Origin of the sequence: Herbiconiux daphne (assembly GCF_024979295.1) — a bacterium.
Lineage (GTDB): Bacteria > Actinomycetota > Actinomycetes > Actinomycetales > Microbacteriaceae > Herbiconiux > Herbiconiux daphnes.
On sequence record NZ_JANLCJ010000006.1, the window covers coordinates 182,631 to 207,925 of the forward strand.

Sequence of the window (25,295 nt, forward strand, 5' to 3'; positions counted from 1 at the left end):
CGCGATCGCGTGCGGAGGCGCGTTCTAGCGTGCGCGGGGTGCGAGGGCCGCGGCATCCGTCGTCACCTCGTGCACGAACTGCTGCAGGCGCTGGTAGACCTCCTGCGACTCGGGGTAGCGGGCGTTCTGCTGCCAGGTGTGCAGGGTGTTCGTGGCGTTGCGGTCGTAGATGAGCGCGTCGACCCGCACGCGGTGCTCGCGCAGGCGGCGGATGAAGTTGAGGTTCGCGGTGTAGAAGTAGTCGTGCTCGCTGGTGGTGACGAAGACGGGCGGGAACGATCCGTCGAGCCACTCGATCGGCGAGAGCACGCGGGCGGCACGGCGCAACTCGGTGGGCCGCAACCCCGCCCGCCCCTTAGCGCCGGGCAGCAGCATGCGCACGAAATTCAGGCTCAGGATGAATCCCCGCTCGAACATCACCGAGAAGTCGACCACGCTGCAGTGCTGCACCAGGCCTCGCAGGCTCCGGCGGTCGACCGCGGGTTCGAGGTCGTAGTGCTCGGCGAGCTCGGGCCGGAAGTGCGCGGCGGCGAGCAGGGCCGAGATCTGACCACCGGCGGAATCGCCGCCGAGCACGATGCGCCGCGGGTCGCCGCCGAACGAGGCGATGTGGCGGTCGACCCAGGCGAGCGCGGCGTTCGCGTCGTGCAGCATGTGCGCCATGGTGAACCGGGTGGCGCGCCGGTAGTTGACGTTCACCACCACCATGCCGCCGAGCGCCTGGCTCGCGCAGTACTTGGTGAGTGCGCCCTTGTCGCCCGAGGTCCAGCCGCCGCCGTGGAAGTAGATGTAGACGGGCAGCGGCCCGGCCGCCCGGCCATCGGAGGGCACCGGAGAGATCACGTCGAGCCGGTGGGCCCGGATGCCGTCGCCCACGAAGTCGATGTCGAGCCGGTAGTCGACCTCGGTGATCGGGTCGGCGTTGAAGCGCACGCGCTCACTGCGGCTGACGGTGTGCATCAGCAGCCGCCAGGCCCACACCGGGAGCCGTCGCACCAGGCCGCTGCCGCTCTTCACCGAGGCCCAGCTCCAGCGTCGCGCGCCCGTGCCGCCGGTGCTTACCGCGTTCACGCTGACCGAACTCATGCGCGCCAGGCTACGTGCGGCGCTTGAGACCACCCTGCGAGCCACCCGTGAAGCGGCCGCACGGGCGCTGGGCCCTGCTCGGGGGACTGGACTTGAACGGCGTGCCCCAACACAATCAAGGCATGGACTCGTTCCCTACGACGATCCGCACCCCCGACCAGCGCTTGCGTGTGTTCGTGAGCTCGACTCTCAAAGAACTCGCGCCCGAGCGCAAAGCCGCGCGCGCCGCGATCGAGCGACTTCACCTCGCGCCCGTGATGTTCGAGCTCGGTGCCCGACCGCATCCGCCCCGCGAGCTCTATCGCGCCTACCTCGACCAGAGCGACGTGTTCGTCGGCATCTACTGGGAGCGCTACGGCTGGGTGGCGCCGGAGGAGAGCATCTCGGGGCTCGAAGACGAGTACGTGCTCGCACCGGCGGCGCTGCCGAAGCTGATGTACATCAAAGACCCCGCCGACGCGCGGGAGTCGCGCCTGGTCGATCTGCTCGACCGGGTGCGCAGCGACGACACCGCCTCGTTCAAGTACTTCAGCGATGCCGCCGAGCTCGGCGAGCTGCTCGAGGCCGATCTGGCGACGCTGCTGGCCGAGCGGTTCGACCAGAGCCGCGCGTTCGTGCGGGGCGGTCGTGCCTCGGTGGAGCCCGCCGCGGCGGCATCCGGCCCCCTCACCGCGATGACGCCGGATGCCGCGGCCACCCCTCCCGGCGGAGCGCCCGCGCCCCTCTCCCCCGCCGACCTGCCCGTGCCGCTCACGGCGTTGATCGGCCGGCAGCACGAGGTCGACGACGTCGAACGGATGCTGCGGCGGCCCGGCACGCGGCTCGTCACCCTGACGGGCCCCGGCGGCATCGGCAAGAGCCGTCTTGCGATCGAGGTGGCCGACCGGCTCGCGCCGGACTATCCCGGAGGCACCGCCTTCGTCGACCTCTCGTCGGTGCACGAACCCGACCTCGTGCTCGGCGCCATCGCCCAGACCCTCGGCGTGCGCGACACCGGCGACGCCCCGATCGGCGACAAGCTGCTCACCGCGCTGCGCGGCCGCCGGATGCTGCTGGTGCTCGACAACTTCGAACAGGTCGTCGGTGCCGGGCCCGCGATCGTGCATCTGCTCACGTCGTCGCCGGGGCTGACCGTGGTGGTGACGAGCCGGGTGCTGCTGCGCATCTCGGGTGAGTACGCCTACGAGGTGGGTCCGCTCGGGCTGCCGCGGTCGGCCGACTACTCCGATCTCGACGCGATCACCCGCATCGCCTCGGTGGCGCTGTTCGTCGAGCGGGTGCACGCCGTGCGCCCCGACTTCGAGGTGGGGCCCGACAACGTGGCGGCCGTGGTGCGCATCTGCGCCGCGCTCGACGGAGTGCCCCTCGCGCTCGAGCTCGCGGCCGCCCGGGTGCGGCTGCTCACCCCGGCCGCGATGCTCGAGCGGCTCGACCGGCAGCTGCCCCTGCTGGTGGGCGGCGCGCGCGACCTGCCGGCCCGCCAGCGCACGTTGCGCAGCACCATCGAGTGGAGCGTCGACCTGCTGGGCGCCGACGAGCGCCGACTTCTCGGCTGCCTCGGGGTTTTCGACGGCGGGTTCTCGCTCGAGGCCGCGGAGGCCGTCACCGGGCCGAGTGGCGCGGACGCGGCATCCGACACCCTCGCCGTGCTGGCGACCCTGGTCGACAGCAGCCTCGTGAGCCAGCACGACAGCGGTGATCGCTCGCGGTTCTCGTTGCTCGCCACGGTGCGCGAGTTCGCGCTCGAGCAGCTCGCCGATGACGCGCTGCTCGACGACATGCGCGAGCGGCACGCGAGCTACTTCATCGGCGTGGGGGTCGCTGCCGAGCTCGATCTCGAGGGTCCGAAGCAACGGCGGCTGATGCAGGAGCTCGCTGACGACCATGACAACCTGCGGTCCGTGGCGCGCTACCTGCTCGATCGGGGCGAGTGGGACCGGGTGGCGTCGTTCGCGTGGACGCTCTACGTCTACTGGTGGGTCGACGGCCATCTCGGCGAAGTGCGCGGCTGGATGGACGAGGTGCTGGCGGCGGGCGACCTGAGTGACCGTGCTCGGGCGATCGCGCTGTACTTCACCCGGGCGATCACGTTCTGGCAAGATCCCGACGGCACGGTCGTGCAGGGGCTGACCGAGAGTGCCGACCTGTTCCATCGCGAGGGCGAGCCGGCCGGTGAGGCGCTCGCGCTCGTGTCACTCGCGCTGGCCGTGCTGGCGGCGGCGGAACCGGATGCCGCGAGGGCGGACGACGCGCTCGAAACCAGTCTCGGGCTCTTCCGTGAGAGCGGCGACGTGTGGGGCGAGGCGCTGGTGCTCGTGACTCTGGGTCGGGTCGCCCTGTTGCAGCAGAAGGTGCATGCGGCCCTCAACCGGTTCGACGAGAGCCTCGAGCTCACCCGTCGGCAGGGCGATGAGCTCGGCGAGACGATCGCCCTGAACCACCTCGGCTGGGCGCAGCTGCTGCTCGGCGAGCCGGCGAAGGCGAACGCCGATTTCGCCGAGAACCTGGCGATCTCGACCCGGTTGGGGCACGACGACGGCGTCGCCTACGGGCTCGAGGGCATGGTGGCGGTGGCGGCCATGCTCGGCGACGCGCGCCGCGCCGGGTTGCTGCTCGGCGCCTCGCAGACGCTGCGGCGGCGGGCGGGGCTCTACAACGCGCCGGTGTTCTCGTTCCATCAGCCGTTGGTGGACCGGATGCTGGCGGGGGCGGGGGCGGGCGAGTCGCCGGCAGCTCCGGCAGCTCCGGCCCCGCCGGCCGAGTCCGGCGCGCAGCCCGGCGACACGGCCGTGGTGTTCGAGTCGGCGCTCGCCGAAGGTCGCGCGCTCACCCCCGAAGCCGCGGTCGCCGTGGCGCTGGGTGAAGGGGTGCCGGCTCGGGAGGGGCAGGGCGGTGAGTGACCGCACGGCCACACCGGGGGCGGGCGCCGGGGTGGCGACCGATCGCATCCGTCGCTACACCCGTGGGGTGGGGCTGCTCATCGTGCCGTTCCTCGTGGTGGCGAGTGTGCTGCTCCACATCCTGCCAGGGCGCACCGAGGAGCTCTTCGCCTGGACGATCACGCCGCCGTTGTCGGCGATGTTCTTGGCGTGCGCCTACATCGGCGGCATCTGGTTCTTCGTCACCGTCATCCGGCAGCGAGCGTGGCATCGCGTGCGCTGGGGCTTTCCCGCCGTGATCGTGTTCGCCTCGCTGCTGTCGATCTCGACCTTCCTGCACTGGGACAGATTCCATTTCGGGCATATCTCGTTCATCGTGTGGGTGACGCTCTATGTGACGACGCCGTTCCTGGTGGCTGCGGCGGTCGTCGTGCAGCGCGGAGAAGACCGCGGCGCGCCCGAGCTGCGCGATTTCCTGCTGCCGCTGTGGCTGCGCGTCGTGCTCGCGGTGATCGGTCTCGCGGCGCTTGCGACGGGTGTCGTGCTCTTCGTGGTGCCGCAGTTCGCGATCGACGGGTGGGCGTGGCAACTCACGCCGCTCACCGCGAGGGTGTGCGGCGCCATCCTGACCCTGCCCGGCATGGTGAACGTGTGGATGCTCGTCGACGCGCGGTGGTCGGCGTTCCGTTGGGTGGTGCAGGCCGAACTGGTGAGCCTCGTGTTCATCGCGGCGGCGCTCGCCATCCGCGGGAGTGACCTGCTGTGGTCGCGGCCCGCGACGCCGCTGTTCGTGGGCGGCATCGTGGTTTCACTGCTGGCCTTCGCGGGCTTCTACCTCTATTGCGACCGGCGGCGCACGGCTGCTGCCGTCTAGCGGCGAGCCGGTCGGGTCGACCAGACCGCCCACGCCACGAGCAGGGGCTGAAAAAGCAGCCGCAGCGCGCGCTTGCGGTCGTCGTCGAGGCCGAACGCGTCGCGCCCGTTGAGCCACTGCGAGATGTTCCCCGGGAAGATCGCGGTGAAGAACACCGCGGCGATGTCGCCGACCGCCTTCTGGTGCTTCGGCAGCACGGTGAGGGCGGTGCCGAGGGCGATCTCGGCGACTCCGGATGCCAGCACCACGGTGTCTTTGTCGAGCGGCACCCAGTCGGGCACCTGCGCCTGGAAGTCTTTGCGGGCGACCGTGAGGTGCGTGGTGCCGGCGCCGACGAGAGCGAGGCCGAGCAGGATGCGGGCGATGGTGCGGGCGACCGAGCGCTTCTGAGTCATGTGCTCATCCTGCACCCGGGCTGGCTGCCCTAAGAACCTCGTGGAGCGGATGACGGGAATCGAACCCCACGACGCATCGCGTCGTGCGTCGCGTGGTCTTGGAGCGCTCGGCTCAGGGCGGTCTCGTGGAGCGGATGACGGGAATCGAACCCGCGCTATCAGCTTGGGAAGCTGAAGTTCTGCCATTGAACTACATCCGCGCGCCGCCTACGTCGTAGGCGTCTTCAGCAGGATAGCCGAACCGGGCGGCGCATGTCGCCGGTGCGTGCGACGATAGCGGCGACGACGACCGGCGGGAGGGCCGATGCGGAACGAGGCGACCGTGCTGCACGCCGATCTCGACGCCTTCTACGCGTCGGTCGAGCAGCGAGACGCGCCGGCGCTCCGCGGTCGCCCGGTGATCGTCGGCGGCGGGGTCGTTCTCGCCGCGAGCTACGAGGCGAAGGCGCGCGGGGTGCGCACCGCGATGGGCGGCCGGCAGGCGCGTGAGCTGTGCCCGGATGCCGTGGTCGTGCCGCCGCGCATGGAGGCCTATTCGGCGGCGAGTCGCGACGTGTTCGACATCTTCCGCGACACGACACCGCTCGTGGAGGGGCTCTCGATCGACGAGGCCTTTCTCGAGGTCGGTGGGCTGAGGCGCATCGCCGGCAGTCCCGAGCAGGTCGCCGTGCGGTTGCGGGAGCGCGTGCGCGCCGAGGTGGGGCTCGCCATCTCGGTGGGCGTGGCGCGCACCAAGTTCTTGGCCAAGGTCGCGAGTGCGGTGAGCAAGCCCGACGGTCTGCTCGTGGTCGAGCCCGATGGCGAGCAGGCGTTTCTGCTGCCGCTGCCGGTCGAGAGGCTCTGGGGAGTGGGCGCCGTCACGGCGTCTAAGCTGCATCGGCTCGGCATCACCACGGTCGGTCAGCTCGCCGAACTCGAGGCCGCGACCGCCGAGCAGCTGCTCGGAAAGGCGGTCGGCGCCCACCTGCACGCGCTGGCCCGGCTGCGCGATCCGCGCCCGGTCGACACCACCCGTCGTCGCGGGTCGATCGGCTCGCAGCGCGCGCTCGGCAGCCGGCCGCGCTCGCCCGACGAGCTCGACCTGTTCCTGACGCAGATCGTCGATCGCCTCGCCCGGCGCCTGCGCGACGGCGACCGCGTGTGCCGCACGGTCGTGCTGCGCCTGCGCTACGGCGACTTCGTGAAGGCCACCCGGTCGCACACGATGGGCACGCCCACCGATCGCACCGCGGTGCTGCTCGCCGTGGCGCGGGGGCTGCTCGCGGCCGCGCTGCCCGAGATCGCGGAGCGCGGCATCACGCTCATCGGCATCTCGCTGTCGCACCTGGGCCGCGTCGACGCCCTGCAGCCCGAGCTGCCGATCGACTGGAACGAGGGGGCCCGACTCGACACCGTGCTCGACGCGGTGCGGGATCGATTCGGCGCGGCATCCGTCGGTCGCGCCGCGCAGCTGGGCCGGGATGCGGGTGTGTCGACACCGCTGCTGCCCGAACACGAGTGACGGCGGCGGCCCCGGGCGGCCGCCCGGGGTGACAACGGCGGGAGCGCCGTTACACTGACTGCGTGCTCCTCTCCGACCGCGACATCCGCACCCAGATCCGTGAGAACCGCGTCAGCCTCGAGCCCTACGAACCGGCGATGCTGCAGCCGTCGTCGATCGACGTGCGGCTCGACCGCTTCTTCCGGTTGTTCGACAACCACAAATACCCGTTCATCGACCCCGCCGAAGACCAGCCCGAGCTCACGCGGCTGATCGAGACGAAGCCGGATGAGCCGTTCATCCTGCACCCGGGCGAGTTCGTGCTCGGCTCCACCTTCGAGCGGGTGAGCCTGCCCGACGACATCGCCGCGCGCCTCGAGGGCAAGAGCTCTCTCGGCCGGCTCGGGCTGCTGACGCACTCCACGGCCGGGTTCATCGACCCCGGGTTCACGGGGCACGTGACGCTCGAGCTGTCGAACGTGGCGACGCTGCCGATCAAGCTGTGGCCGGGCATGAAGATCGGTCAGATGTGCTTCTTCCAGCTCTCGAGCCCCACCGAGCGGCCCTACGGGTCGAGCGATTACAGCTCGCGCTACCAGGGGCAGCGGGGGCCGACCGCGTCGCGTTCGCACCTCAACTTCCACCGCAGCGACGTGTCGGAGGGCACCAGCCCCGACGCCTGAGGGCCGTGAGATCGATGGACCGCAGCTGGCAATGGGGCAACGGCGGGGTGGACCTGTCGGGCACCACCCTGCTCTGGTACGAGAACCTCGGCGCCGTCTCGTTCGCCGGCGGCGGGGCGCTCGAGCAGTCCCTCGACGACTTCGCCCTGCACGGGCCGCCCGTCGACGGTGTGCCGGCCGACGTGCTCGCCGACCTGCGCGGCATCCGCTCCTCGCGCTAGCCTCCGGGCCCGGATGCCGCCTCGCCGCCCGCTGGATCGTGCTGCGGCCCGGATGCCGCCTGCCCCCCTCCTCGGGAGGCCGACCCGGCCGGCACCCGCCCTCGGGAGGCCGCGGTGGCCTCCGAAAGGTGGATCGGCCTCCCGAGCGGGTGCGAACCGCTCCTGTGGGGCCGACCATGCCACTCCGGCGGGGAAGCCCGGCGGGTGCGAGCTTGTGGTCAGGAGGCCATTCGGGCGCGGGTCGAGCTCGGGAGGCCGCTATGGCCTCCCGAGGGCCGATCGGCCTCCCGAAGCCGCGGGATGGTCGGCCCCGGGTCAGGCGCCCGCGCCGGGGGCACCACCCGGCAGGCCCGCCGCGCCGAGGCGCGTGGCGCCGCGCGACCGCGCCCGCTGCTCCTCGAGGGCCAGCGCGAACTCCGCCTGCCAGTCGTCGGCCACGGCGATGCCGAGCCGGCGGGCCTCCTCCACCGAGAGCTCCTTCGGAAACCCGTGGGTGTCCGACAGCCGGAACACGTCCGCCCCGGTCAACGTCTGCCCCTGGTAGTCGGCGAGGGCGAGCAGCCCGCCCTCGAGCGTGCGCCGGAACGAGTTCTCCTCCTTCACCAGCACCGCGATCACCTCGTCGCGAGACGCCGCCACCTCGGGGTAGTCGTCGGCGTAGAGATCCGCGATCACCGGCACGATCTCGGCGAAGAAGTTCTCGGTCAGTCCGAGCGACAGAGCCAGCCGGATGGCGCGGCGCAACAGCCGCCGCATCACGTAGCCCTGTTCCTTGTTCGAAGGGCGCACCCCGTCGACCGCCAAGAAGGTCGCGCCGCGCAGGTGGTCGGCGATGATGCGCATCGACGAGGTCTCGTCTTCGTAGGAGCGGCCCGTCAGGTTCTGCAGCGCCGCGATGATGGGCCACAGCAGTGAGATGCGGAAGACGTCATCCGACCCGATGGATGCCGCCGCGATGCGCTCGAGCCCACCCCCGAAGTCCACGTTCCGCCGGGCGAGCTCCTCGAACGACCCGTCGTCGAGCCGCCGGTACTGCATGAACACCTGATTGCCGATCTCCATGAACTGCCCGCCGTCGCTGGCCGGGTGCGCGAGGCCGAACGACGCATCCTGGAACTCCGGCCCGAAGTCGTAGAACACCTCGCTGTCGGGCCCGCACGGGTCGCCGATCGGCGTGCCGGCGAGCGACCCGCCCCGCGACCACCAGTTCTCACCGCCGTCGTAGAAGAAGATGCGCTCCCCCGGCCGCACGCCCCGCGCGTCGCCGTCGGCCTGGCTGCCGATCTCGGCCACCTCGGCCGTGATGCCCTTCTCGGCGAACACCGTCTGCCAGATCGCCGCGGCCTCGTCGTCGCGAGGAATGCCGTTCTCGGCGTCGCCGATGAAGCAGGTCACGTAGATCTTCTGCGGATCGAGCCCCACGATGTCGACCAAGAACGTGAAGAACTGCCTGATCTGCGTCTCTTTGAAGTAGTCACCCAGCGACCAGTTGCCGAGCATCTCGAAGAACGTGGTGTGGCGGTTGTCGCCCACGTCGTCGATGTCCTGCGCCCGAACGCACGGCTGGCTGTCGGTGAGTCGCTTGCCGGCCGGATGCTCCGCCCCGAGCAGAAAGGGCAGCAGCGACTGCATCCCGCTGCCGTTGAAAAGGGTGCTGGTGTCGCCGCGGGGCACGAGGGGCGCCCGCTCGATCACCGTGTGACCGTTGCTTTGCAGAAAGGCGAGGTAGGAGTTGCGGATCTCGTGGGCGTCCATGCCATCAGCATGCCAGAGCCCGCATGGGCCGTGGTCACCCGCGTCGGCGGCCGCTCTCGTCGAGGTGGTCTCGCCATGAGCGGGTCGCCGCCCACCCGAACAGCTCCCGGGCCTTCCGCGAGCTGATTCCGGATGCGTCGACCCTCTCCAGCGGGCCGACCGGCACCTCGGGGTGCAAGCGCGCCATCGCGTCGGCGAGGTCCCGGCCGCCGATGTTGTCGGCGGCCGCGGCGTAGACGACCTCGTGACCGGGAGTCGACGATCCGACCGCGAGCACGATCAGGTCGGCGAGATCGGCGACGTCGATGTAGGCCCAGAACACGGCGCTCGTGAGGTCGGGGTCGTCGAAGAACGGTCGCAGGTTCGCCTCGTAACTCTCGGGAGTGAGCACCCAGGTGGGCCGGATCGACACGGCCGTGGCATCCGATCGCCCGACGAGGCCGTCGCACAGCACCTCCGAGACCCGTTTGGACAGGCCGTAGGCGTCGTGGGCGAGGTCGGGGTGCGACTCGTCGATGGGGCAGGCGAGCCCGGTGAACGGGCGCGAGGCCCACGTCATGCCCGACACCGAGTCGCTCGAGAGGTTGACGAACCGTCGCACGTCCGAGTGCGCGGCCGCCTCGACGACGTTGAACGCCGCCGTGACATTGGTGAGGAACACGGTGTTCGGGGTGTTCTTAGAAGGCTCCGGGATGCCGGCCGCGTGCACGACCGCGTCCATTCCGCGCACCACGGCGAACGCATCCGCTCCGTTCGTGAGGTCGGCCTGCACGTAGGGCACCTCATTCGACTCGTCGGCGTCATAGACCGGTCGCACGATGTCGGTCGAGCGCACGACGTGCCCGGCGGCGACGAGCGCCGTCACGGCCGCGCGGCCCACCTTCCCACGGGCGCCGGTCACCAGCACGTTCAGGCCAGCCATGCGCGGTGCGCCTCCTCGATCACGGATTCGTCGACCGCGATGCCGAGGCCGGGCCCCGATGGTACCGCGATGCGTCCGTCGACGATGGCGTCGATTCCGAACCCGGCGTCGGCGGCAACCCGATTCATCACGGGCGAGAGGTGGAACGGGTACTCGATGACCTCGACCCCGGCGACCGAAGCGGCCACGTGCAGGTTGGCCGCGAACGAGATGGGCCCGCCGTGCAGATGCATGACCACCCTGGCCCCGCGGAGCAGCGCCGTGCGCGCGAGCATTCGCGCCTCGTCGACCCCGCCGCAGATGGAGGCGTCGGGTTGGATCACCGAGATGCCGGTGAGCTCCAGGGCGTCGAGCGCGTATTCGGTGCCGAAGAAGTGCTCGCCGTAGGCCACCGGAACGGGGGAGGCGCGCACGACCTGCGCGATCGCGCCCAGTCGGTAGCTCTGCACCGGCTCCTCGAACCAGCCGACCCGCAAGTCACCGAGCCGGGCGGCGATCTCGATGGACTCCGCCACTGTGAAGAGCTCGCTGCCGTCCACAGTGATCTCGATGGTCTCGTCGATGCGGTCGAGCTCGCGCCGCAGCTCGCGCAGCACCCGCAGCGAGTTCCGCCAGTCGGAGCCGATCCGCAGCTTCACGATCGAGACACCCCGGTCGAGCAGCGGCGCGAGCATCGCCAGGTGGTCAGGCGCCTCCTGGGAGTCGAGGAAGTGGCTGTTGCCGGCGTAGATCCGCACCGAGTCCTTCACCCTGCCCAGGGTGTTCGACAAGGAGGTTCCGGACGCGCGCCCCTCCAGATCCCGCAGCGCGATGTCGATCGCACTGCGGGACTGCGAGGCGCTGAACTGGTCGCCCAGGGTGCGCCGGGTGGCGCGATGCACGTCGTCGAGTGCGCTCCGCGCCTCACCGAGCTCCCGCCCTACCACCGCGGGTGCGTAGACGTCGTCGACGAACGCCTGCAGGATCGAAGGGTAGGAGATGCCGAAGCAGTCGCAGCTCTCACCCCAGCCCACCAGGCCGTCGTCGGTCTCGATCTTCACGGTGAAATAGGTCATCGACGAATAGTCGGTGGTCATGCGTAGTGGGAGCGGGGTGATGGAGCGGATGCGCACGTGGGTCACTTGCCTTCGGTGTAGCTGATGGAGGGGTCGAGGAATTCGTTGGTGTAGATGTCGTCGGCGGTGAGGCCGTCGGCGACCTCGACATCGGTGCCGGCGTAGATGCCTTCGAGCAGGTCTGTCATCCGCTTCATCCGGTCGGCGTCGAAGGAGCCGAACACGCCGTCGGTGCCGTTGGTCACGAGGGCGTCGTCCTGCATCACGTCGTGCACATAGGCGGCGGCCTCGGGAGAGATCTGGAAGAACTGGTCGATCTTCACGAGGTAGTCGGAGATGGCCTGGTTCACCGCATCCGGCGACTCCATGTAGTCGATCTGCGCCTGCTGCATGGCCGGCACCAACTGGGCGAGGCAGTCGGACTGCGCCGCGACGACATCGGGCTTGCCTGACCAGGCGGCCGGGTAGATGTCGTAGCCCGAATCGGCGATCAGCAACGAGTCCACCTCGCGGCCGTAGTCGGTGAACTCGTGCATCAGGCGGTAAGGCTCCTGCGTGATGTAACCCTGCAGCACCACGGGCTCGCCGGCCACGAGGCGGGTGACCGAGCCGTCGAACGAACCGTCGACCTGGTCGGCGCGCACGTCGCCCTGCGCGATCAGGTAGTCCATGTAAGTGGCGCCCTGGAAGTAGAGCACCGTGGCGTCGCTCGCGGCGACCTCGGAGAGGTCGGAGAAGTCGTATTTCGTCGGGTCCCAGAGCAGGATCTGCGGGTTCTTCTGCAACGGCGTGAACACGGCCTTGGTGGGCTGGTCGTTCGAGAGCTTCACCGACTCGTCGGTGTCGATCATGGCGAGCATGATCGAGTCGTCGGAGTAGAGCAGTGCGGTCGACTGCTGGAAGCCGATGAACGGGCCGCCGGCGCGCACTTCGATGGTGATGTTCGGATCGGCGATCGCCGGACCCGAATAGATTCCGGCGTCGGCGTCGATGGTGGCCTCAGCGGGATCGATCAGCGCATAGGCGGCGGAGTGCTCGGGCTCGGGGAACCAGTTCGTCTGCAGCACGACGGTCGAAGGGCAGGCGCTGAGCGCGCCGTCTCCGCCGGCCGCCTCGGCGTCTTGGGCGGCGGGCGCGGCGCTGCTGCAGGCAGACAGCAGCAGCAGGCCGGAGGCGGCGGCGACCGCCGCGATGCGGGTGGGATGGGACATGGATGTCTCCTTGGAGGGTGTCGGGATTTCGGTGGTGGTGCCGGACGGGCGGTGCGGTAGTGCGGTATGGAAAAGAGGGGGGGCGATCAGCCGGTGGCTCAGCGGGCATCCGGCCGATACCACGAGCCGACGAAGAGTCGGCCGAGCAGACCGAACACCCAGAAGGCGACGAGCCCGAGGAGTGAGGCCAGGATGATGGCGCCGTAGAGCATCTCGCCGTTCAACTGGTTGCGATAGGTGTCGATGACCAGCCCGATGCCCGACTCGCCCTTGCGAAAGAAGAAGTCGGCCACGATCGAGCCCACCACCGCCATTCCCGCCGAGATGCGGAGCCCGGTGAACAGGGCGGGCAAGGCGGCGGGGAACTGCAGCTTGGTGAGCACGGTCCACCGGTTCGCGTGCTTCAGGGTGAAGAGTTCGCGCATCTGGGGGCTCGTCGACTGCAGCCCGAACAGCGTGTTCGTGATGATGGGGAACAGGCTGATCAGCACCACCACCAGGATGCGACTCTCGAAGCCGTAGCCGATGGCGAAGGCGATGAGCGGCACGATCGCGAGGATCGGGATGCTCTGGAGTGCCACCGCGTAGGGGAAGAGCGTGATCTCCACCCACTTCGCCTGGCTCATGAGCACCGCCGTGACGATGCCGATGACGGTCGCGATCGCGAGGCCCAGCATCGCGATCACGCTCGAGGTGCCGAGCGGACCGAGAAGCGCGAGCAGGTTCTTCGGGGTGAGGAAGGCCTCGACGAGCACCTCGTGGGGCATCGGCAGGATGAATCGGCGCGACGGTGACAGCAGAAGGGTGCTCGTGAGATACCAGAGCCCGATGAAGGCGATGCCGAAGGCGATGGGCAGGATGACGGTCAGCGAGCGGCGGGAGGTGCGCGGCCTGCGCGGGACAGGCGTGCCGACGCCGGCGGTCATGCCATCGCCCCTTTCAGGCACTGCGAGATCTCGTTGGCGAGTTCGGCGAACTCCGGCGAGTACCGCACCGCCTCGCCGCGCTCCTCGCCGAACGGCACCGCGAACTCGCCGATCACCCGCCCCGGGCGCGCGCCCATCACGATCACCCGGGTGGCCATGTAGACCGCCTCGGGGATGGAGTGGGTCACGAACACCCCGGTGAAGCGCTCCCGCAGGAACAGGCCGCGCACGTCGTCGTTCAGCCGTTCGCGGGTGAACTCGTCGAGTGCGCCGAACGGCTCGTCGAAGAGAAAGAGCTTAGGCCGGTTCACAAGGGCGCGGGCCAGCGACACCCGCATCTTCATACCGCCGGACAGTTGGTGAGGCCGGTGGTCTTCGAACGCCGTGAGGCCCACCACGCCCAGCGCGTGGTCGACGCGCTCGCGGGTCTCCCCCGCACTCAGGTCGTCGAGCTCGGCGAACAGCGCCACGTTCTTGCGCACCGTGCGCCACGGCAGCAGAGTCGCATCCTGGAACACGTAGCCGATCTGCCGGGTGCCGACCTGCGTCTGTCCGCCGGTGGCGGTCTCGAGCCCCGAGGCCAACCTCAGCAGGGTCGACTTTCCGCAGCCCGAAGGGCCGAGCAGCGCGATGAACTCACCCGGCTGAATGGCGATGTCGACGTCGGCGAGTGCGACGGTGCCGTCGGGGAACGTCATCGTGACGTCGTCGAAGGTGACCAGGGGTGCGGACACGATGAAGCTCCTCAGAGAAAATATTGATGTGCTCAATACTCTGGGGGGAGTTTATTGCTGCAGTGTTTCGCTGGCGTGAAGAAATATTACTCGGGACGATATTCCTCGTCGAGACCCGGCGTCAGCCGAAGTCGCTGTGGCGATCGGGCGAGCCCCCGGCCTGCGTCACGAGCAGGCGCGCCGGCCACAGTCCGCGCACCCGCCAGCGATGGCGCACACCCCCGGCGAAGTAGAGCGTGTCGGCCGGGCCGAGCACGTGCACGCCGTCGTCGGCGAGGTCGACCTCGATCGAGCCGGCGATGACGTAGATGAACTCCGGATGCGGGTGCTCGTAGTACTCCTCGAAGTCGGGCAACCGGGTCACGAACTCCATCGGGTACATGGCGCGAGCCCCGGCGACCAGAGCCTTCGCCTGACCGGTGTCCTGGCTCACCATCGCGCCCTCGTCGGCGCGCACCAGACTCACCCGCTCCGTCTCGACCTCGGCGTGCGTGGTCGTGTCGGCGGTGCCGCCCGCCGAGGAGAGCAGCACGGGGGTGGCCGTCTCCAGAGCCTGCGCGATGCGGTGCAACGACGCCATGCTCGGCCGAGCGCGCCCGCGTTCGATCTGGCTGAGGAAGGGCTGCGACAGGCCGGTGAGACCGGCGAGCTTCACCAGGGTGAGACCGTGTTCTTTGCGGCGAGTACTGATCTTGCGGCCGAGCTCCGACATCATCATCGCGTCGGCGGCATCCGGATCGATTTCGGCCATGACGCCACGATATCCGACGTCGGAGCGGCCTCAGGCGGTGGCGAGCTGCGGCAGCTGCAGGGCGAGCCAGGGGCTGAACGCCCACGGCGTGAGCGACACGGCCAGCTGCAGTTGGGTGGCGTCGGCCCAGCGCCACTCGGCCACCTCGGCGGGGTTGGGCGCGAGCGGTCCGTCGGCGCGCGCGGTGTAGACCGGGCACACCTCGTTCTCGACGATTCCGGATGCGTCGATCGCCAGGTAGCGGAAGTCGGGAAGCGCGAGCTCCAGACCCGACAGCGAGAGCCCGAGTTCGTCGTGGGCACGACGGAGCACGGCATCCGTCATCCCCTCCCCCGGTGCCGGATGCCCGCAGAACGAGTTCGTCCACACCCCGGGCCACGTGCGCTTGGTCAGCGCTCGCCGCGTCACGAGCACGCGGCCGGCGTCGTCGAACACGTGGCAGGAGAAGGCGAGATGCAGCGGAGTGTTCTCGGTGTGCACCTCGATCTTGCCCGCGACCCCGATCGGAGTGCCGTCGTCGGAGAGCAGAATCACCTGCTCGGTATCGGTGGTCATTTCACTATTGTGCTTTATTACTTGGTTGCCATGTAACGTGGAGACGTGGACACGCACGATCTGGTCGCGGTATCCGACCGCCGTCAGCAGCAGGTCGACCGCGTGCTGAAGGCGTTCTTCAGCGACTCGCGCTATCGGGCCGAGAAGCTCGGTGCGCCGTATTCGGCGCTCTGGCAGACTCTCGAGCGCAACACCTCGGGCGGAAAGCGATTCCGCCCGCGCATGGTCATGGCCGCCTACGAATCGCTCGGCGGCACCGACGTGGATGCCGCCGCCCACGTCGGCGCGGCCTTCGAGCTGCTGCACACCGCCCTCATCGTGCACGACGACGTGATCGACCGTGACTTCGTGCGGCGCGGCGGGCCCAACGTGTCGGGCAGCTACCGCGACATCGCGACCACGGCCGGAATCCCGCTGCCGATCGCCGAGCACCGGGGCATGTCGGTGGCCATCATCGCCGGCGACCTCGCCTTGTTCAACGCCTACCGCTTGATCGACCGCTCGGGCGCCGACGGCATCCTGCGCACCCGCCTGCACGACATCCTCGACGAGGCCATGTTCGTGTCGGCCGCAGGCGAGCTCTACGACGTCGACTTCTCGATCCGCGCCGAGCCGCCCACCGTCGACGAGATCGTCGAGATGGAGCGCCTCAAGACCGCCGGCTACTCGTTCGAGGGCCCGCTGCAGGCCGGCGCCGTGCTCGCCGGCGCCGCGGGCGAGGCCGTCGATGCGCTCGGCGCCTTCGGCCGCAACATCGGCATCGCCTATCAGATCGTCGACGACCTGCTAGGCGTCTTCGGCGACGAGAACGACACCGGAAAGACCACCGTCGGCGACCTGCGCGAGGGCAAGCGCACGGTGCTGCTCGCCCACGCGGTCACGCATCCGGAGTGGGCCGCGGTCGAGGGCTTGTTCGGCTCGCCCGACCTCACCGCCGCCGATGCCCGGCGCATCCGCGAGGTGCTCGAGAGCACCGGATCGCGGCGCTTCGCCGAGGCCCTCGCCCGTGACTTCGCCAACCGCGCCTGGGAGGCGCTCGTGAACCCCGCCCTGCCCGATGCCGCCCGTGCGGAGTTTCAGCCCGTCGTGGCGTCGGTGCTGGGTAGGGTTCGATAGATGAGCGGTAGGCAGGCGGCGCGTTGGGGCGGTGAGACGAGCCTCTACGACCGCGTGGCGATGGAGACGTCGTCGGTGGTCATCCGGCGCTACTCGACCTCGTTCGGACTCGCCTCGCGCCTGCTCGCCCAGCCCGTGCGCCAGCACGTCGAGAACATCTATGCCCTCGTGCGCCTGGCCGACGAGGTGGTCGACGGGGTCGCCGAGTCGGCGTCGCTCACGCGCACCGAGATCTGCGACCGGCTCGACGCCCTCGAGCGCGAGACCAGGGCGGCGACGGCGTGTGGCTACAGCACCAACCTCGTCGTGCACGCATTCGGCTACACTGCCCGCCTGGTGGGCATCGGCGACGACCTGACGGCACCGTTCTTCCGCTCCATGCGGGCCGACATCTCCGAGACCCGGCACACGCCGGAGTCGTTCGACGACTACGTCTACGGCTCGGCCGAGGTGGTCGGCCTCATGTGCCTGGCCGTGTTCCTGCACGGCGAGGCGGTGACGGATGCCGACCGCGCGCGTCTGGTCGACGGCGCCCGCCATCTCGGCGCCGCGTTCCAGAAGATCAACTTCCTGCGCGACCTCGCCGCCGATTTCGGCACCCTCGGCCGCAGCTACTTTCCGGGCATCGACGTGCAGACGTTCACCGAGCAGGAGAAGAACCGCATCATCGCCGACATCGACGACGACCTGCGCATCGCGCGCGCGAGCCTGCCGGGCCTGCCCTCCACCAGCCGCCGGGCCGTGGCGCTCGCCCAGGGGCTCTTCGACGAGCTCGCCGACCGCTTGCGCGACACGCCCGCCGTCGTACTCGCCGTCACGCGCATCCGGGTTCCGAACCCGGTCAAGGCGAGAATAGCGGCAGGGGCTGCTCTCGGCAGGCTCCCGCAGCAGAGGACGACACAGTGACAGACGACTCCCCGACAGATGACTCCGTGACAGACGACTCCCCGACAAACGTCTCCCCGACCGACGACGGCTCGGGCACCACGCCCCGGGCCGGCAAGACGGCGATCGTGATCGGCGGCGGCATCAGCGGCCTGGCGAGCGCCGCCCTCCTGGCCCGCGACGGCTATTCCGTCACGCTGCTCGAGAAGAACGAGCGGGTGGGCGGCAGGGCCGGCGTCTGGGAGCGCGACGGGTTCCGGTTCGACACCGGGCCCTCGTGGTATCTGATGCCCGAGGTGTTCGACCACTTCTTCCGCCTCTTCGGCACGAGCGCCGACGAGCAGCTCGACCTGGTGAAGCTCGACCCGGGCTTCCGCGTCTACTTCGAGGGCGAGTTCGCCTCGATCGACCTCGCCGCCACGCGTGACGCGAACCTCGAGCTGTTCGAGTCGCTCGAGCCGGGGTCGGGCGTGCGGATGTCGGGCTACCTCGACTCCGCCGCCAAGACCTACGAGCTCGCCAAGGAGTACTTCCTCTACTCCACCTTCGAGAAGGTGTCGCCGTTGTTCGCGGGCCCGGTGCTCAAGCGCCTGCCGCGTCTGGTGCGCCTGCTCACCGAACCGCTGGCCGCCTTCGCCGCCCGCTCGGTGCGCGACCCGCGCCTGCAGCAGGTGCTCGGCTACCCCGCGGTCTTCCTCGGCACGTCTCCATATGCCGCTCCGAGCATGTATCACCTGATGAGCCATCTCGACCTCGCCGAAGGCGTGCTCTACCCGCGCGGCGGGCTCTCGACGGTCATCGACGCGGTCGAGCGCGTCGCGCTCGCGCAGGGCGTCGAGATCGTCACGGGCGCCGAGGTGTCGCGCATCGTGATGGCGGTCGAGGGCGGCCCGACGCCCGTTCCGGTGGCGGTCGACGTCTACGACTACGAGACCACTGAGTTCGACACCAACGTGATCGACCGCGACGAATTGCGGCGCGTTCTCGCCGGCGAGGCCTCGACCGCGCCCACCACCCAGGCCGAGATCGCCGTCGCCGAGGCGGCTGCACCGGATGCCGGAAAGCCGCGCGTGGGTGGCGTGCACTACACCGACGACGGCGGCCGGGCGCACTCCCTCGAGGCCGACGTGGTGGTGTCGACCGCCGACCTCTGGCACACCGAGACCTCGATGCTGCTGCCCGAGCTGCAGACCTACCCCGAGAGCTACTGGCAGAAGAAGACCGCGGGCCCGAGCGCGCTGCTGGTGATGCTGGGCGTGCGGGGCGAGCTGCCCGAGCTGCTGCACCACACCCTCTTCTTCACCAAGGACTGGAAGGCCGACTTCGGGCAGATCTTCGGCACCGGTCCGTCGCACGAGACATCCATTCCCGAACCGGCATCTCTCTACGTCTGCAAGCCGAGCGCCACCGATGCAGGCGTGGCGCCGGAGGGCAACGAGAACCTCTTCGTGCTCGTTCCGCTGCCGGCCGACCCGTCGATCGGATCGGGCGGGGTCGACGGCGCCGGCGACGCCCGGGTCGAGGCGCTCGCCGATGCGGCGATCGCGCAGGTGGCCGAATGGTCGGGTGTGACCGATCTGGCCGACCGCATCGTGCTGCGCCGCACGGTCGGCCCAGCCGACTTCGCCGACGACCTCAACGCCTGGAAGGGCACGGCGCTCGGCCCGGCGCACACCCTGCGGCAAAGCGCCATGTTCCGGGCGCGCAACGTGAGCTCGAAGGTGGATGGCCTCTACTATGCCGGCGGTTCGACGACCCCCGGAATCGGCCTGCCGATGTGCCTGATCAGTGCCGAGCTGGTCATCAAGCGCCTGCACGGCGACACCACGACCACGGCTCTGCCCGAGCCCCCGCGGTAGCGCGGGCCGGCCATGGGCATCCTCTATCTGCTCGCACTGCTCGTGTCGCTCGGCGGCATGGTGGTGCTCGACCGGCGCTTCGGCCTGTTCTTCTTCGATCGGCCTCGGCGGGCCGCGATCGTTCTGGTGGTCGGTGTCGTGTTCTTCCTGGTGTGGGACGTGCTCGGCATCGGCCTCGGCATCTTCTTCCGCGGCGAGACGTCGTTCATGACCGGCATCCTGATCGGTGCGGAGCTGCCGCTCGAAGAACTCTTCTTCCTCACCCTGCTCTGCTATCTGACGATGAACGTGTTCCGTGGCGCACAGCTGCTCGTCGGCCGCCTGCGGCGAGAGGATGCCGCGTGACCTACTGGGCTCTGAACGCCGTGTTCCTCGCGCTGGTCGTGATCGTCACCGTGGTGGCGGTGGTGGTCGTCGTGCGGCGCAACGCGGCTCTGCGGCGCACCACCGCCGGAGTGTTCGGCATGACGCTCGGCATCCTGCTCGTGCTCACCGCGATCTTCGACAACGTGATGATCGCGATCGGGCTGGTGGGCTACGACGCCGGGCGCATCTCGGGGGCGTTCGTGGGCATCGCGCCGCTGGAGGACTTCGCCTACGCGCTGGCGGCCGTGTTCCTGCTGCCCTCGCTGTGGTTGCTGCTCGGGCGGCGGGACGGAAAGAACCAGTGATCCGCCAACTGCTGCTCTCGTCGCGCCCGCTGTCGTGGGTGAACACCGCGTTCCCGTTCGCGGCCGGCTACCTGATGACCACGCGCGAGGTCGACCTCGTGTTCGTGCTCGGCACGCTCTACTTCCTCATTCCCTACAACCTCGCGATGTACGGCATCAACGACGTGTTCGACTACGAGTCCGACCTGCGCAACCCGCGCAAGGGCGGGGTCGAAGGCGCCGTGCTCGACCGGTCGTTGCATCGCGTGACGTTGTGGGCCGTCGTGATCACCAACGTGCCCTTCCTGGTGTTCCTCGTGGCGGTGGGGTCGCCGTTGTCGTGGCTGGTGCTCGCCGTGAGCGTGTTCGCCCTGATCGCCTACAGCGCGCCCGGCCTGCGGTTCAAGGAGCGGCCGTTCATCGACTCGCTCACCTCCAGCACCCACTTCGTGAGCCCCGCCGTCTACGGTCTCGTGCTGGCGGGCGCCGTCTTCACCCCCGGGCTCTGGGCGGTGCTCGGCGCCTTCTTCCTCTGGGGCATCGCGAGCCACGCCTTCGGTGCGGTGCAAGACATCGTGGCTGACCGCGAGGGCGGCATCGGCTCGATCGCCACGGTGATCGGCGGCCCGGCCACCGTGCGCTTCGCGTTCGCGGCCTACCTGCTCGCCGGAGTGCTCCTGCTCGTCACCCCCTGGCCCGGCCCGCTCGCCGCCGTGCTCGCCCTCCCTTATGCGCTCAGCATCGTGCCGTTCTGGTCAGTTCGAGACGCGGATGCCGAGAGCGCCAACGCCGGCTGGCGCCGCTTCCTGCTGCTCAACTTCGTGAGCGGGTTCCTCGTGACGCTGCTGCTCATCTTCACCTGGTTGCTCACCTCGTACTAGCGAGGCGGCCGCTCGCCGGGCGGTGCCCGCCTGCGCGGCGCTGAGCGCGCATTCGATCTGCCTAGAATCGGTGGATGAAACGCCCGACCTGGCTCACGAACGCGCAGCACCGCCCGCGCGTTCTGCTGGCGGCGGCAGCGGCCTGCGCGGTCATCGCCCTCGCCGCGGCCACGGTGTCGGTCTGGGCTCTCACCAACGACAAGGCCGGTGCGTCGCAGACCATGGTGCTGTCACCGGATGCCGCGGCCGGGGCATCCGGGTCGGGCGTCGAATCCGGCCCCGGGCTTCGGCTCACCCGTCAGGCCGGCGCACCCCAGACCGAAGCGGCCCTGAGCTTCGGGCACACCACCGATCGCGCCGTGCCGAGCCCGGATCGCCGCCTCGACGCCGCTATGCGCATGCCGTTCGAGCTCGGTGTCGACGCCGATTCGTTCCGGGTGCACGTGCGCAACTGGCAGTACAACAGCGAAGAGACCTTCCCCACCCCGGTCACGCTCACCGGCGTCTACGTGGGAGAGCAGGTCGTCACCGGCGAAGCCGGCCAGACGGGCTCGTTCGCCGACACCCCGATCGGCGTCTCCGGCACCGCGAACCTCTCGACGGCCGGGTTCGTGTCGGACTGGATCACCCCCGAACAGACCGAACTCGACGCCCACACCAGCTACCTGCTCTCCCTCGGTTTCACGGCACCGGCCGGCGCGACGCTCGCGACGAACCCCGGCCTGTCGTGGCTTTCCACCGCCGACGGAGCCTCCGCGCTCGCCGGCTCCGCCGCGGCGCAGGGAGTGGCCGGCCAGGTCAGCTACTTCGACATCTGGATCGAGTACCGCTACTCGGGTGACGCTCCGCTGATGGTGAGCATCGGGCATTCGCTCAACGCTCCGGGCAGCTACGACACCGCACAGTTCCCCACCCACGGCGAGCAGACCGCATGGTCGCAGCAATGGGCGCTGAGCAACGACGCGGCCGCGATCAGCTTCGCGTCGCCGGGAGCCGAGACTCCCGTGTTCGCCCGGGATGCCGCGAAGTGGCGCGAGTTCGGCGATCTCGATCCCGACATCGTCACCATCTGGGCGGCATCCAACGACATCGCCCACGGCCGGCCGCTCGCCGACATCCAGCGCGACTGGGGTTCGATCGTCACCCATGTGCACGCCCTGTGGCCCGACGCCGTGGTGTACGCCATGACCGAGCCGCCGCGCAATCTCACCGGCGCCGAAGAGGAGACCCGCCTGGCCTGGAACGCGTGGCTCTCGCTCGGCCCCTTCGGCGTCGACCGCGTGCTCGACGCCGACTACGCGCTGCGCGACCCGCTGGCGCCCTCGACCCTGCGGCCCGACGTGAACGCCGACGGCATCCACTTCACCGCTCGCGGGCACTCCCTGGTGGCCGGCCTCATCCCGGCCCCGCGCTCCGACGGCGACCGCGGCGACACCGACGCTGACAACGAAGGCACCGGCACCGACAGCGGTGGCACCGGCACCGGCAGCGACAGCGGCTCCGACAGCAACAACGAGAGCGACAGCGACACCGACGGCAACTGACCGTCACACCGCCGCGCGAAACGCCTCGAAGTCGGCGAGCGACTGGTCGGCGTAGTCGAGCGCCCAGTCCGCGACGGCCCGATCGAACTCCCGCGACGCGCCCAGATAACCGGCGACGACGGGGGCATCCAGACTCTGCGCGTGGGCGCGAGCGAGAACCGTGCCGCACCCTCTGGCGTAGGTGATGAACTGCTCGGCCGCGAGTCGTGCGGTGTCGATCGATCCCTTCATGTCACGGAACTGCCGCACGTAGAAGTCGCGCCCGCCGAACCGCAGATAGCCGAGAAACGGGTCCGAGACGGCCTGCAGGATGCGCTGATTGTCGACCACGCGCCGGCCTTCCGACCAGCGGCTCCGCTCGTCACCCCCGATCGCGCGCGAGACGATGCGGGCGGCGCGGGCGCCTGTGCCGCCGTAGGTCTCGAGCACCGAGGTCTGCGCCTCTTTCACTTGCAGCACGAGCGATTCGCCGGCCGGCCCGGTGAGGACGAGGATGTAGCAGCGCGTGCCGACGCTGCCGACCCCTACGACCCGCATGGCCAGGTCGGAGAGCACGAAATGCGACAGCAGCAGCGCGATGTCGGCGGGCACGGTCGTGCGGTAGCGCTCGAAGAGCTCCTCCACCTCGGTCTCGACTGCCTCGGGCACGTGCGTGAGCACGGGCGGGTCTTCGACGATCAGCAGGGTGCCGTCGTCGAGCCGGGTGGAGATCTTCTCGACATAAGCACTCGACGTGCGCCGCCTGGCCTGCCGGGTGGCCTTATCGAGCACCTTCTGTGCCGCCGAGTCGAGCTCGGGGTGCAGCTCGTCGGTGTCGATGCGGGTGTAGTAGCGCTCGAGCGCATTGATTCGCATCATTTCGCGCAAGCCGGTGCGGTAGGCCGTCGCCGTGGCGAGCGCCGCGCGCCGAACCGCCTTCTCGCCGAGCCTCGCGTCGCGCGCGCCGATGACGGCGCTGGTGACCAGACGTTTGACGTCCCATTCCCAGGGCGCCGGCGCCGCCTCGTCGAAGTCGTTGAGGTCGAACACGAGGCTGCGCTGTGGCGACGCGAAGAACCCGAAGTTGCTGAGGTGCGCGTCGCCGCAGCTCACGACGTCGATGCCGGTCGTGGGCGATCCGGCGAGATCGGCCGCCATGATGCCCGCTGTTCCGCGGTAGAACGCGAACGGGCTCTGCAGCATGCGTTCGCGTCGCAGCGGCACCAGGTGCTCGAGCCGGTCGGCGTTCTGCTCGGCCAAGATCGCGAGCGGATCGCGACCGGATGCCGTCGGCCGGCCACCCTCGCGGTGCATCGAACGGGGAACAGAGTCGCGGAGTGCCCGTCCGCGAGCCGTGGCCTCCGCGATCGTGAGGTGACGGCCGTGCTCGTGCTGCAGACGGCTCAAGTGGGTGCTCATGGCGCAACGTTATCGGCCGGGGGCGGGCCGCGACATCCGCAGTTCACCGGCCCGCGGTACTCTGCGGGCGTGACCGCCTCGACCCCCCTCGCGCGCCGGCTCGGCCTCGGCGACGCCGTATTCATCGGGCTGGGCGCCATGATCGGCGCCGGCGTGTTCTCGGCCTTCGCTCCCGCGGCCGCCGCGGCCGGCGCGGGCCTGCTGGTGGGGTTGGCGATCGCCGCGGTCGTCGCCTATTGCAACGCCACGTCGTCGGCGCAGCTCGCGGCGGTCTACCCGGCCGCCGGCGGCACCTACGTCTACGGGCGTGAGCGGCTGGGCCCCTGGTGGGGGTTCGCCGCCGGCTGGAGCTTCGTCATCGGCAAGACGGCCAGCTGCGCGGCGATGGCGCTGACGTTCGCGGCCTACGCGGTTCCGGATGCCTGGGGCCGGCCGGTCGCGGCGGCGGCCGTCGCAGCGCTGGTGCTGGTGAACTCGTTCGGGGTCACGCGCACGGCCTTCGTGGCGCGGGTGATCGTGGTGGCGGTGCTCGCGGTGCTGGCGATCGTCGTGGCATCGGGCCTCTGGGGCGGCGGGGCGGATGCCGCGGCAACGGCTGTCACGGCTGTCACCTCCGACGGGGCATCCGGGGCAGCAGTGGGCGCGGCATCCGTCACCGTTTACGGAGTCTTGCAGGCCGCGGGGCTGCTGTTCTTCGCGTTCGCCGGGTATGCGCGCATCGCCACCATGGGCGAGGAGGTGCGTGACCCCGCCCGCACCATCCCGCGGGCGATCGGCATCGCGTTCGGGGTGGCGGTGGTGGTCTACGCGGCGATCGGGGTCACCGCCCTGGCCGCCCTGGGGCCCGCGGGGCTGGCGTCCGCGAGCGATCCGCTGGCATCGGCGGTGGTGGCCAACGGCTGGGCGTGGGCGGTTCCCGTCGTCACCGTCGGCGCGGCGCTCGCTTCGCTCGGCGCGCTGCTCGCCCTCATCGCCGGGGTCGGCCGCACCACGCTCGCCATGGCGCGCGAGGGCGATCTTCCGCGTTGGCTGAGCGCGGTGCATCCGCGATATTCGGTGCCGCGTCGGGCCGAGTTCGTGCTCGGTGCCATCGTGGTGGTGCTGGTGCTGACGGTCGACCTGCGCGGAGCGATCGGATTCTCGTCGTTCGGCGTGCTGCTCTACTACTTCGTGGCGAACACCGCCGCCCTCACGCAGCCGCGGGAGCACCGCCGCTATTGGCGGCCGCTTCCGGTGCTGGGGGCGATCGGATGCCTCGTGCTCGTGGTGACGCTGCCACCGGTCGCGATCGTGGTCGGCGTGGGCGTGCTGGCGGTCGGGGTGGTCGTGCGGCTCGTGGCCCGGCGACTCGCGCGGCGGGCAGGCTGAAGCGGGGCGCCGCCGAAAGGGCGCCCCGCTCAACACTGTTCTCAGATCAGCACTGCTGCCGCGTCAG

At 69.9% G+C, this 25,295-nt stretch carries 24 protein-coding genes and 1 tRNA gene; 13 read left to right on the plus strand and 12 right to left on the minus strand.

Going from position 1 to position 25,295, the window contains the following annotated elements; translation table 11 throughout:
* Positions 1-24: 24 nt before the first annotated feature.
* Positions 25-1,086: an alpha/beta hydrolase gene (locus tag N1032_RS16905; RefSeq protein ID WP_259540354.1), complete on the minus strand. Its 1,062-nt coding sequence runs from the start codon at positions 1,084-1,086 to the stop codon at positions 25-27.
* A 122-nt stretch (positions 1,087-1,208) separates the two neighbouring features.
* Here N1032_RS16905 and N1032_RS16910 point away from each other — a divergent pair, with 122 nt between their 5' ends.
* Both N1032_RS16910 and N1032_RS16915 read left to right on the plus strand, forming a co-directional pair.
* Positions 1,209-3,986, plus strand: a complete 2,778-nt coding sequence (locus N1032_RS16910) for a DUF4062 domain-containing protein (protein WP_259540355.1) — start codon at positions 1,209-1,211, stop codon at positions 3,984-3,986.
* Positions 3,979-4,839, plus strand: a complete 861-nt coding sequence (locus N1032_RS16915; protein WP_259540356.1) for a hypothetical protein — start codon at positions 3,979-3,981, stop codon at positions 4,837-4,839. The genes N1032_RS16910 and N1032_RS16915 overlap by 8 nt, the downstream gene beginning before the upstream one ends.
* Here N1032_RS16915 and N1032_RS16920 read toward each other — a convergent pair.
* Together N1032_RS16920 and N1032_RS16925 are read right to left on the minus strand one after the other, a co-directional pair.
* Positions 4,836-5,234, minus strand: a complete 399-nt coding sequence (locus N1032_RS16920; RefSeq protein ID WP_259540357.1) for a DoxX family protein — start codon at positions 5,232-5,234, stop codon at positions 4,836-4,838. The genes N1032_RS16915 and N1032_RS16920 overlap by 4 nt on opposite strands.
* Before the next feature lie 126 nt (positions 5,235-5,360).
* Positions 5,361-5,434, minus strand: a tRNA-Gly gene (locus tag N1032_RS16925).
* 104 nt (positions 5,435-5,538) lie between these two features.
* On the opposite strand from N1032_RS16925, the gene dinB reads away from it, so the two are divergent.
* The 3 genes from dinB to N1032_RS16940 all read left to right on the plus strand — a co-directional run bounded on the left by dinB (position 5,539) and on the right by N1032_RS16940 (position 7,618).
* Positions 5,539-6,735 carry a DNA polymerase IV gene (gene dinB, locus N1032_RS16930; protein WP_259540358.1) on the plus strand — a complete coding sequence of 399 codons (1,197 nt, stop codon included), beginning with the start codon at positions 5,539-5,541 and terminating at the stop codon, positions 6,733-6,735.
* 62 nt (positions 6,736-6,797) lie between these two features.
* A complete protein-coding gene (gene dcd, locus N1032_RS16935) occupies positions 6,798-7,397 on the plus strand; it encodes a dCTP deaminase (protein ID WP_259540359.1) in 600 nt (199 codons plus the stop codon).
* Between the two features lie 5 nt (positions 7,398-7,402).
* Positions 7,403-7,618 carry a hypothetical protein gene (locus tag N1032_RS16940; RefSeq protein ID WP_259540360.1) on the plus strand — a complete coding sequence of 72 codons (216 nt, stop codon included), beginning with the start codon at positions 7,403-7,405 and terminating at the stop codon, positions 7,616-7,618.
* A gap of 315 nt (positions 7,619-7,933) precedes the next feature.
* Here the strand turns inward: N1032_RS16940 and N1032_RS16945 are convergent, their stop codons facing one another.
* The 8 genes from N1032_RS16945 to idi form a co-directional block, all read right to left on the minus strand.
* On the minus strand, positions 7,934-9,373 hold the full coding sequence (locus N1032_RS16945; RefSeq protein ID WP_259540361.1) for an alanine--tRNA ligase-related protein: 1,440 nt from the start codon (positions 9,371-9,373) through the stop codon (positions 7,934-7,936).
* A gap of 34 nt (positions 9,374-9,407) precedes the next feature.
* Positions 9,408-10,295, minus strand: a complete 888-nt coding sequence (locus N1032_RS16950; protein ID WP_259540362.1) for an NAD-dependent epimerase/dehydratase family protein — start codon at positions 10,293-10,295, stop codon at positions 9,408-9,410.
* Positions 10,283-11,416: a mandelate racemase/muconate lactonizing enzyme family protein gene (locus N1032_RS16955; protein ID WP_259540363.1), complete on the minus strand. Its 1,134-nt coding sequence runs from the start codon at positions 11,414-11,416 to the stop codon at positions 10,283-10,285. Before N1032_RS16955 ends, N1032_RS16950 begins: the two co-directional genes overlap by 13 nt.
* The gene (locus N1032_RS16960) at positions 11,413-12,561 is read right to left on the minus strand and encodes a hypothetical protein (protein ID WP_259540364.1); all 1,149 of its coding nucleotides are present in this window, start codon (positions 12,559-12,561) and stop codon (positions 11,413-11,415) included. The genes N1032_RS16955 and N1032_RS16960 overlap by 4 nt, the downstream gene beginning before the upstream one ends.
* Before the next feature lie 98 nt (positions 12,562-12,659).
* Positions 12,660-13,487, minus strand: a complete 828-nt coding sequence (locus N1032_RS16965; RefSeq protein ID WP_259540365.1) for an ABC transporter permease — start codon at positions 13,485-13,487, stop codon at positions 12,660-12,662.
* Positions 13,484-14,221: an ABC transporter ATP-binding protein gene (locus N1032_RS16970; RefSeq protein ID WP_259540366.1), complete on the minus strand. Its 738-nt coding sequence runs from the start codon at positions 14,219-14,221 to the stop codon at positions 13,484-13,486. The genes N1032_RS16965 and N1032_RS16970 overlap by 4 nt, the downstream gene beginning before the upstream one ends.
* 121 nt (positions 14,222-14,342) lie before the next feature.
* The gene (locus N1032_RS16975) at positions 14,343-14,972 is read right to left on the minus strand and encodes a helix-turn-helix domain-containing protein (protein ID WP_259540367.1); all 630 of its coding nucleotides are present in this window, start codon (positions 14,970-14,972) and stop codon (positions 14,343-14,345) included.
* Between the two features lie 30 nt (positions 14,973-15,002).
* Complete coding sequence (idi, locus tag N1032_RS16980; RefSeq protein WP_259540368.1) at positions 15,003-15,527, minus strand: isopentenyl-diphosphate Delta-isomerase; 525 nt, start codon at positions 15,525-15,527, stop codon at positions 15,003-15,005.
* Between the two features lie 45 nt (positions 15,528-15,572).
* On the opposite strand from idi, the gene N1032_RS16985 reads away from it, so the two are divergent.
* The 7 genes from N1032_RS16985 to N1032_RS17015 all read left to right on the plus strand — a co-directional run bounded on the left by N1032_RS16985 (position 15,573) and on the right by N1032_RS17015 (position 22,462).
* Positions 15,573-16,643 (plus strand): polyprenyl synthetase family protein, encoded by a 1,071-nt coding sequence (locus N1032_RS16985; RefSeq protein ID WP_259540369.1) that lies wholly within the window; start codon positions 15,573-15,575, stop codon positions 16,641-16,643.
* Complete coding sequence (locus tag N1032_RS16990) at positions 16,644-17,549, plus strand: phytoene/squalene synthase family protein (protein WP_259540370.1); 906 nt, start codon at positions 16,644-16,646, stop codon at positions 17,547-17,549.
* 26 nt (positions 17,550-17,575) lie between these two features.
* Positions 17,576-19,387 carry a phytoene desaturase family protein gene (crtI, locus tag N1032_RS16995; protein WP_407933050.1) on the plus strand — a complete coding sequence of 604 codons (1,812 nt, stop codon included), beginning with the start codon at positions 17,576-17,578 and terminating at the stop codon, positions 19,385-19,387.
* A gap of 12 nt (positions 19,388-19,399) precedes the next feature.
* Positions 19,400-19,732 (plus strand): lycopene cyclase domain-containing protein, encoded by a 333-nt coding sequence (locus N1032_RS17000; RefSeq protein WP_259540372.1) that lies wholly within the window; start codon positions 19,400-19,402, stop codon positions 19,730-19,732.
* Positions 19,729-20,058, plus strand: a complete 330-nt coding sequence (locus tag N1032_RS17005; protein ID WP_259540374.1) for a lycopene cyclase domain-containing protein — start codon at positions 19,729-19,731, stop codon at positions 20,056-20,058. Before N1032_RS17000 ends, N1032_RS17005 begins: the two co-directional genes overlap by 4 nt.
* Positions 20,055-20,918: a prenyltransferase gene (locus tag N1032_RS17010; RefSeq protein WP_259540375.1), complete on the plus strand. Its 864-nt coding sequence runs from the start codon at positions 20,055-20,057 to the stop codon at positions 20,916-20,918. Before N1032_RS17005 ends, N1032_RS17010 begins: the two co-directional genes overlap by 4 nt.
* 74 nt (positions 20,919-20,992) lie before the next feature.
* Positions 20,993-22,462, plus strand: coding sequence for an SGNH/GDSL hydrolase family protein (locus N1032_RS17015; protein WP_259540376.1), 1,470 nt, complete (start codon positions 20,993-20,995; stop codon positions 22,460-22,462).
* Between the two features lie 3 nt (positions 22,463-22,465).
* Here N1032_RS17015 and N1032_RS17020 read toward each other — a convergent pair whose 3' ends face one another.
* Positions 22,466-23,860: a DUF2252 domain-containing protein gene (locus tag N1032_RS17020; protein WP_259540377.1), complete on the minus strand. Its 1,395-nt coding sequence runs from the start codon at positions 23,858-23,860 to the stop codon at positions 22,466-22,468.
* Positions 23,861-23,929: 69 nt separating this feature from the next.
* Between N1032_RS17020 and N1032_RS17025 the strand changes: the two genes are divergently transcribed.
* Positions 23,930-25,228 (plus strand): APC family permease, encoded by a 1,299-nt coding sequence (locus N1032_RS17025; RefSeq protein ID WP_259540378.1) that lies wholly within the window; start codon positions 23,930-23,932, stop codon positions 25,226-25,228.
* Positions 25,229-25,295: the final 67 nt, after the last annotated feature.

Excerpts from the sequence above, each read along its gene's own strand:
- N1032_RS16905 (WP_259540354.1), bottom strand. The coding sequence starts at position 1,086 with ATGAGTTCGGTCAGCGTGAACGCGGTAAGCACCGGCGGCACGGGCGCG.
- N1032_RS16975 (WP_259540367.1), bottom strand. The coding sequence starts at position 14,972 with ATGGCCGAAATCGATCCGGATGCCGCCGACGCGATGATGATGTCGGAG.
- idi (WP_259540368.1), bottom strand. The coding sequence starts at position 15,527 with ATGACCACCGATACCGAGCAGGTGATTCTGCTCTCCGACGACGGCACT.
- N1032_RS16920 (WP_259540357.1), bottom strand. The coding sequence starts at position 5,234 with ATGACTCAGAAGCGCTCGGTCGCCCGCACCATCGCCCGCATCCTGCTC.
- dinB (WP_259540358.1), top strand. The coding sequence starts at position 5,539 with ATGCGGAACGAGGCGACCGTGCTGCACGCCGATCTCGACGCCTTCTAC.
- N1032_RS16910 (WP_259540355.1), top strand. The coding sequence starts at position 1,209 with ATGGACTCGTTCCCTACGACGATCCGCACCCCCGACCAGCGCTTGCGT.
- N1032_RS17020 (WP_259540377.1), bottom strand. The coding sequence starts at position 23,860 with ATGAGCACCCACTTGAGCCGTCTGCAGCACGAGCACGGCCGTCACCTC.
- N1032_RS16950 (WP_259540362.1), bottom strand. The coding sequence starts at position 10,295 with ATGGCTGGCCTGAACGTGCTGGTGACCGGCGCCCGTGGGAAGGTGGGC.
- N1032_RS16945 (WP_259540361.1), bottom strand. The coding sequence starts at position 9,373 with ATGGACGCCCACGAGATCCGCAACTCCTACCTCGCCTTTCTGCAAAGC.
- N1032_RS17000 (WP_259540372.1), top strand. The coding sequence starts at position 19,400 with ATGGGCATCCTCTATCTGCTCGCACTGCTCGTGTCGCTCGGCGGCATG.
- N1032_RS16960 (WP_259540364.1), bottom strand. The coding sequence starts at position 12,561 with ATGTCCCATCCCACCCGCATCGCGGCGGTCGCCGCCGCCTCCGGCCTG.
- N1032_RS16990 (WP_259540370.1), top strand. The coding sequence starts at position 16,644 with ATGAGCGGTAGGCAGGCGGCGCGTTGGGGCGGTGAGACGAGCCTCTAC.
- N1032_RS16965 (WP_259540365.1), bottom strand. The coding sequence starts at position 13,487 with ATGACCGCCGGCGTCGGCACGCCTGTCCCGCGCAGGCCGCGCACCTCC.
- N1032_RS17015 (WP_259540376.1), top strand. The coding sequence starts at position 20,993 with ATGAAACGCCCGACCTGGCTCACGAACGCGCAGCACCGCCCGCGCGTT.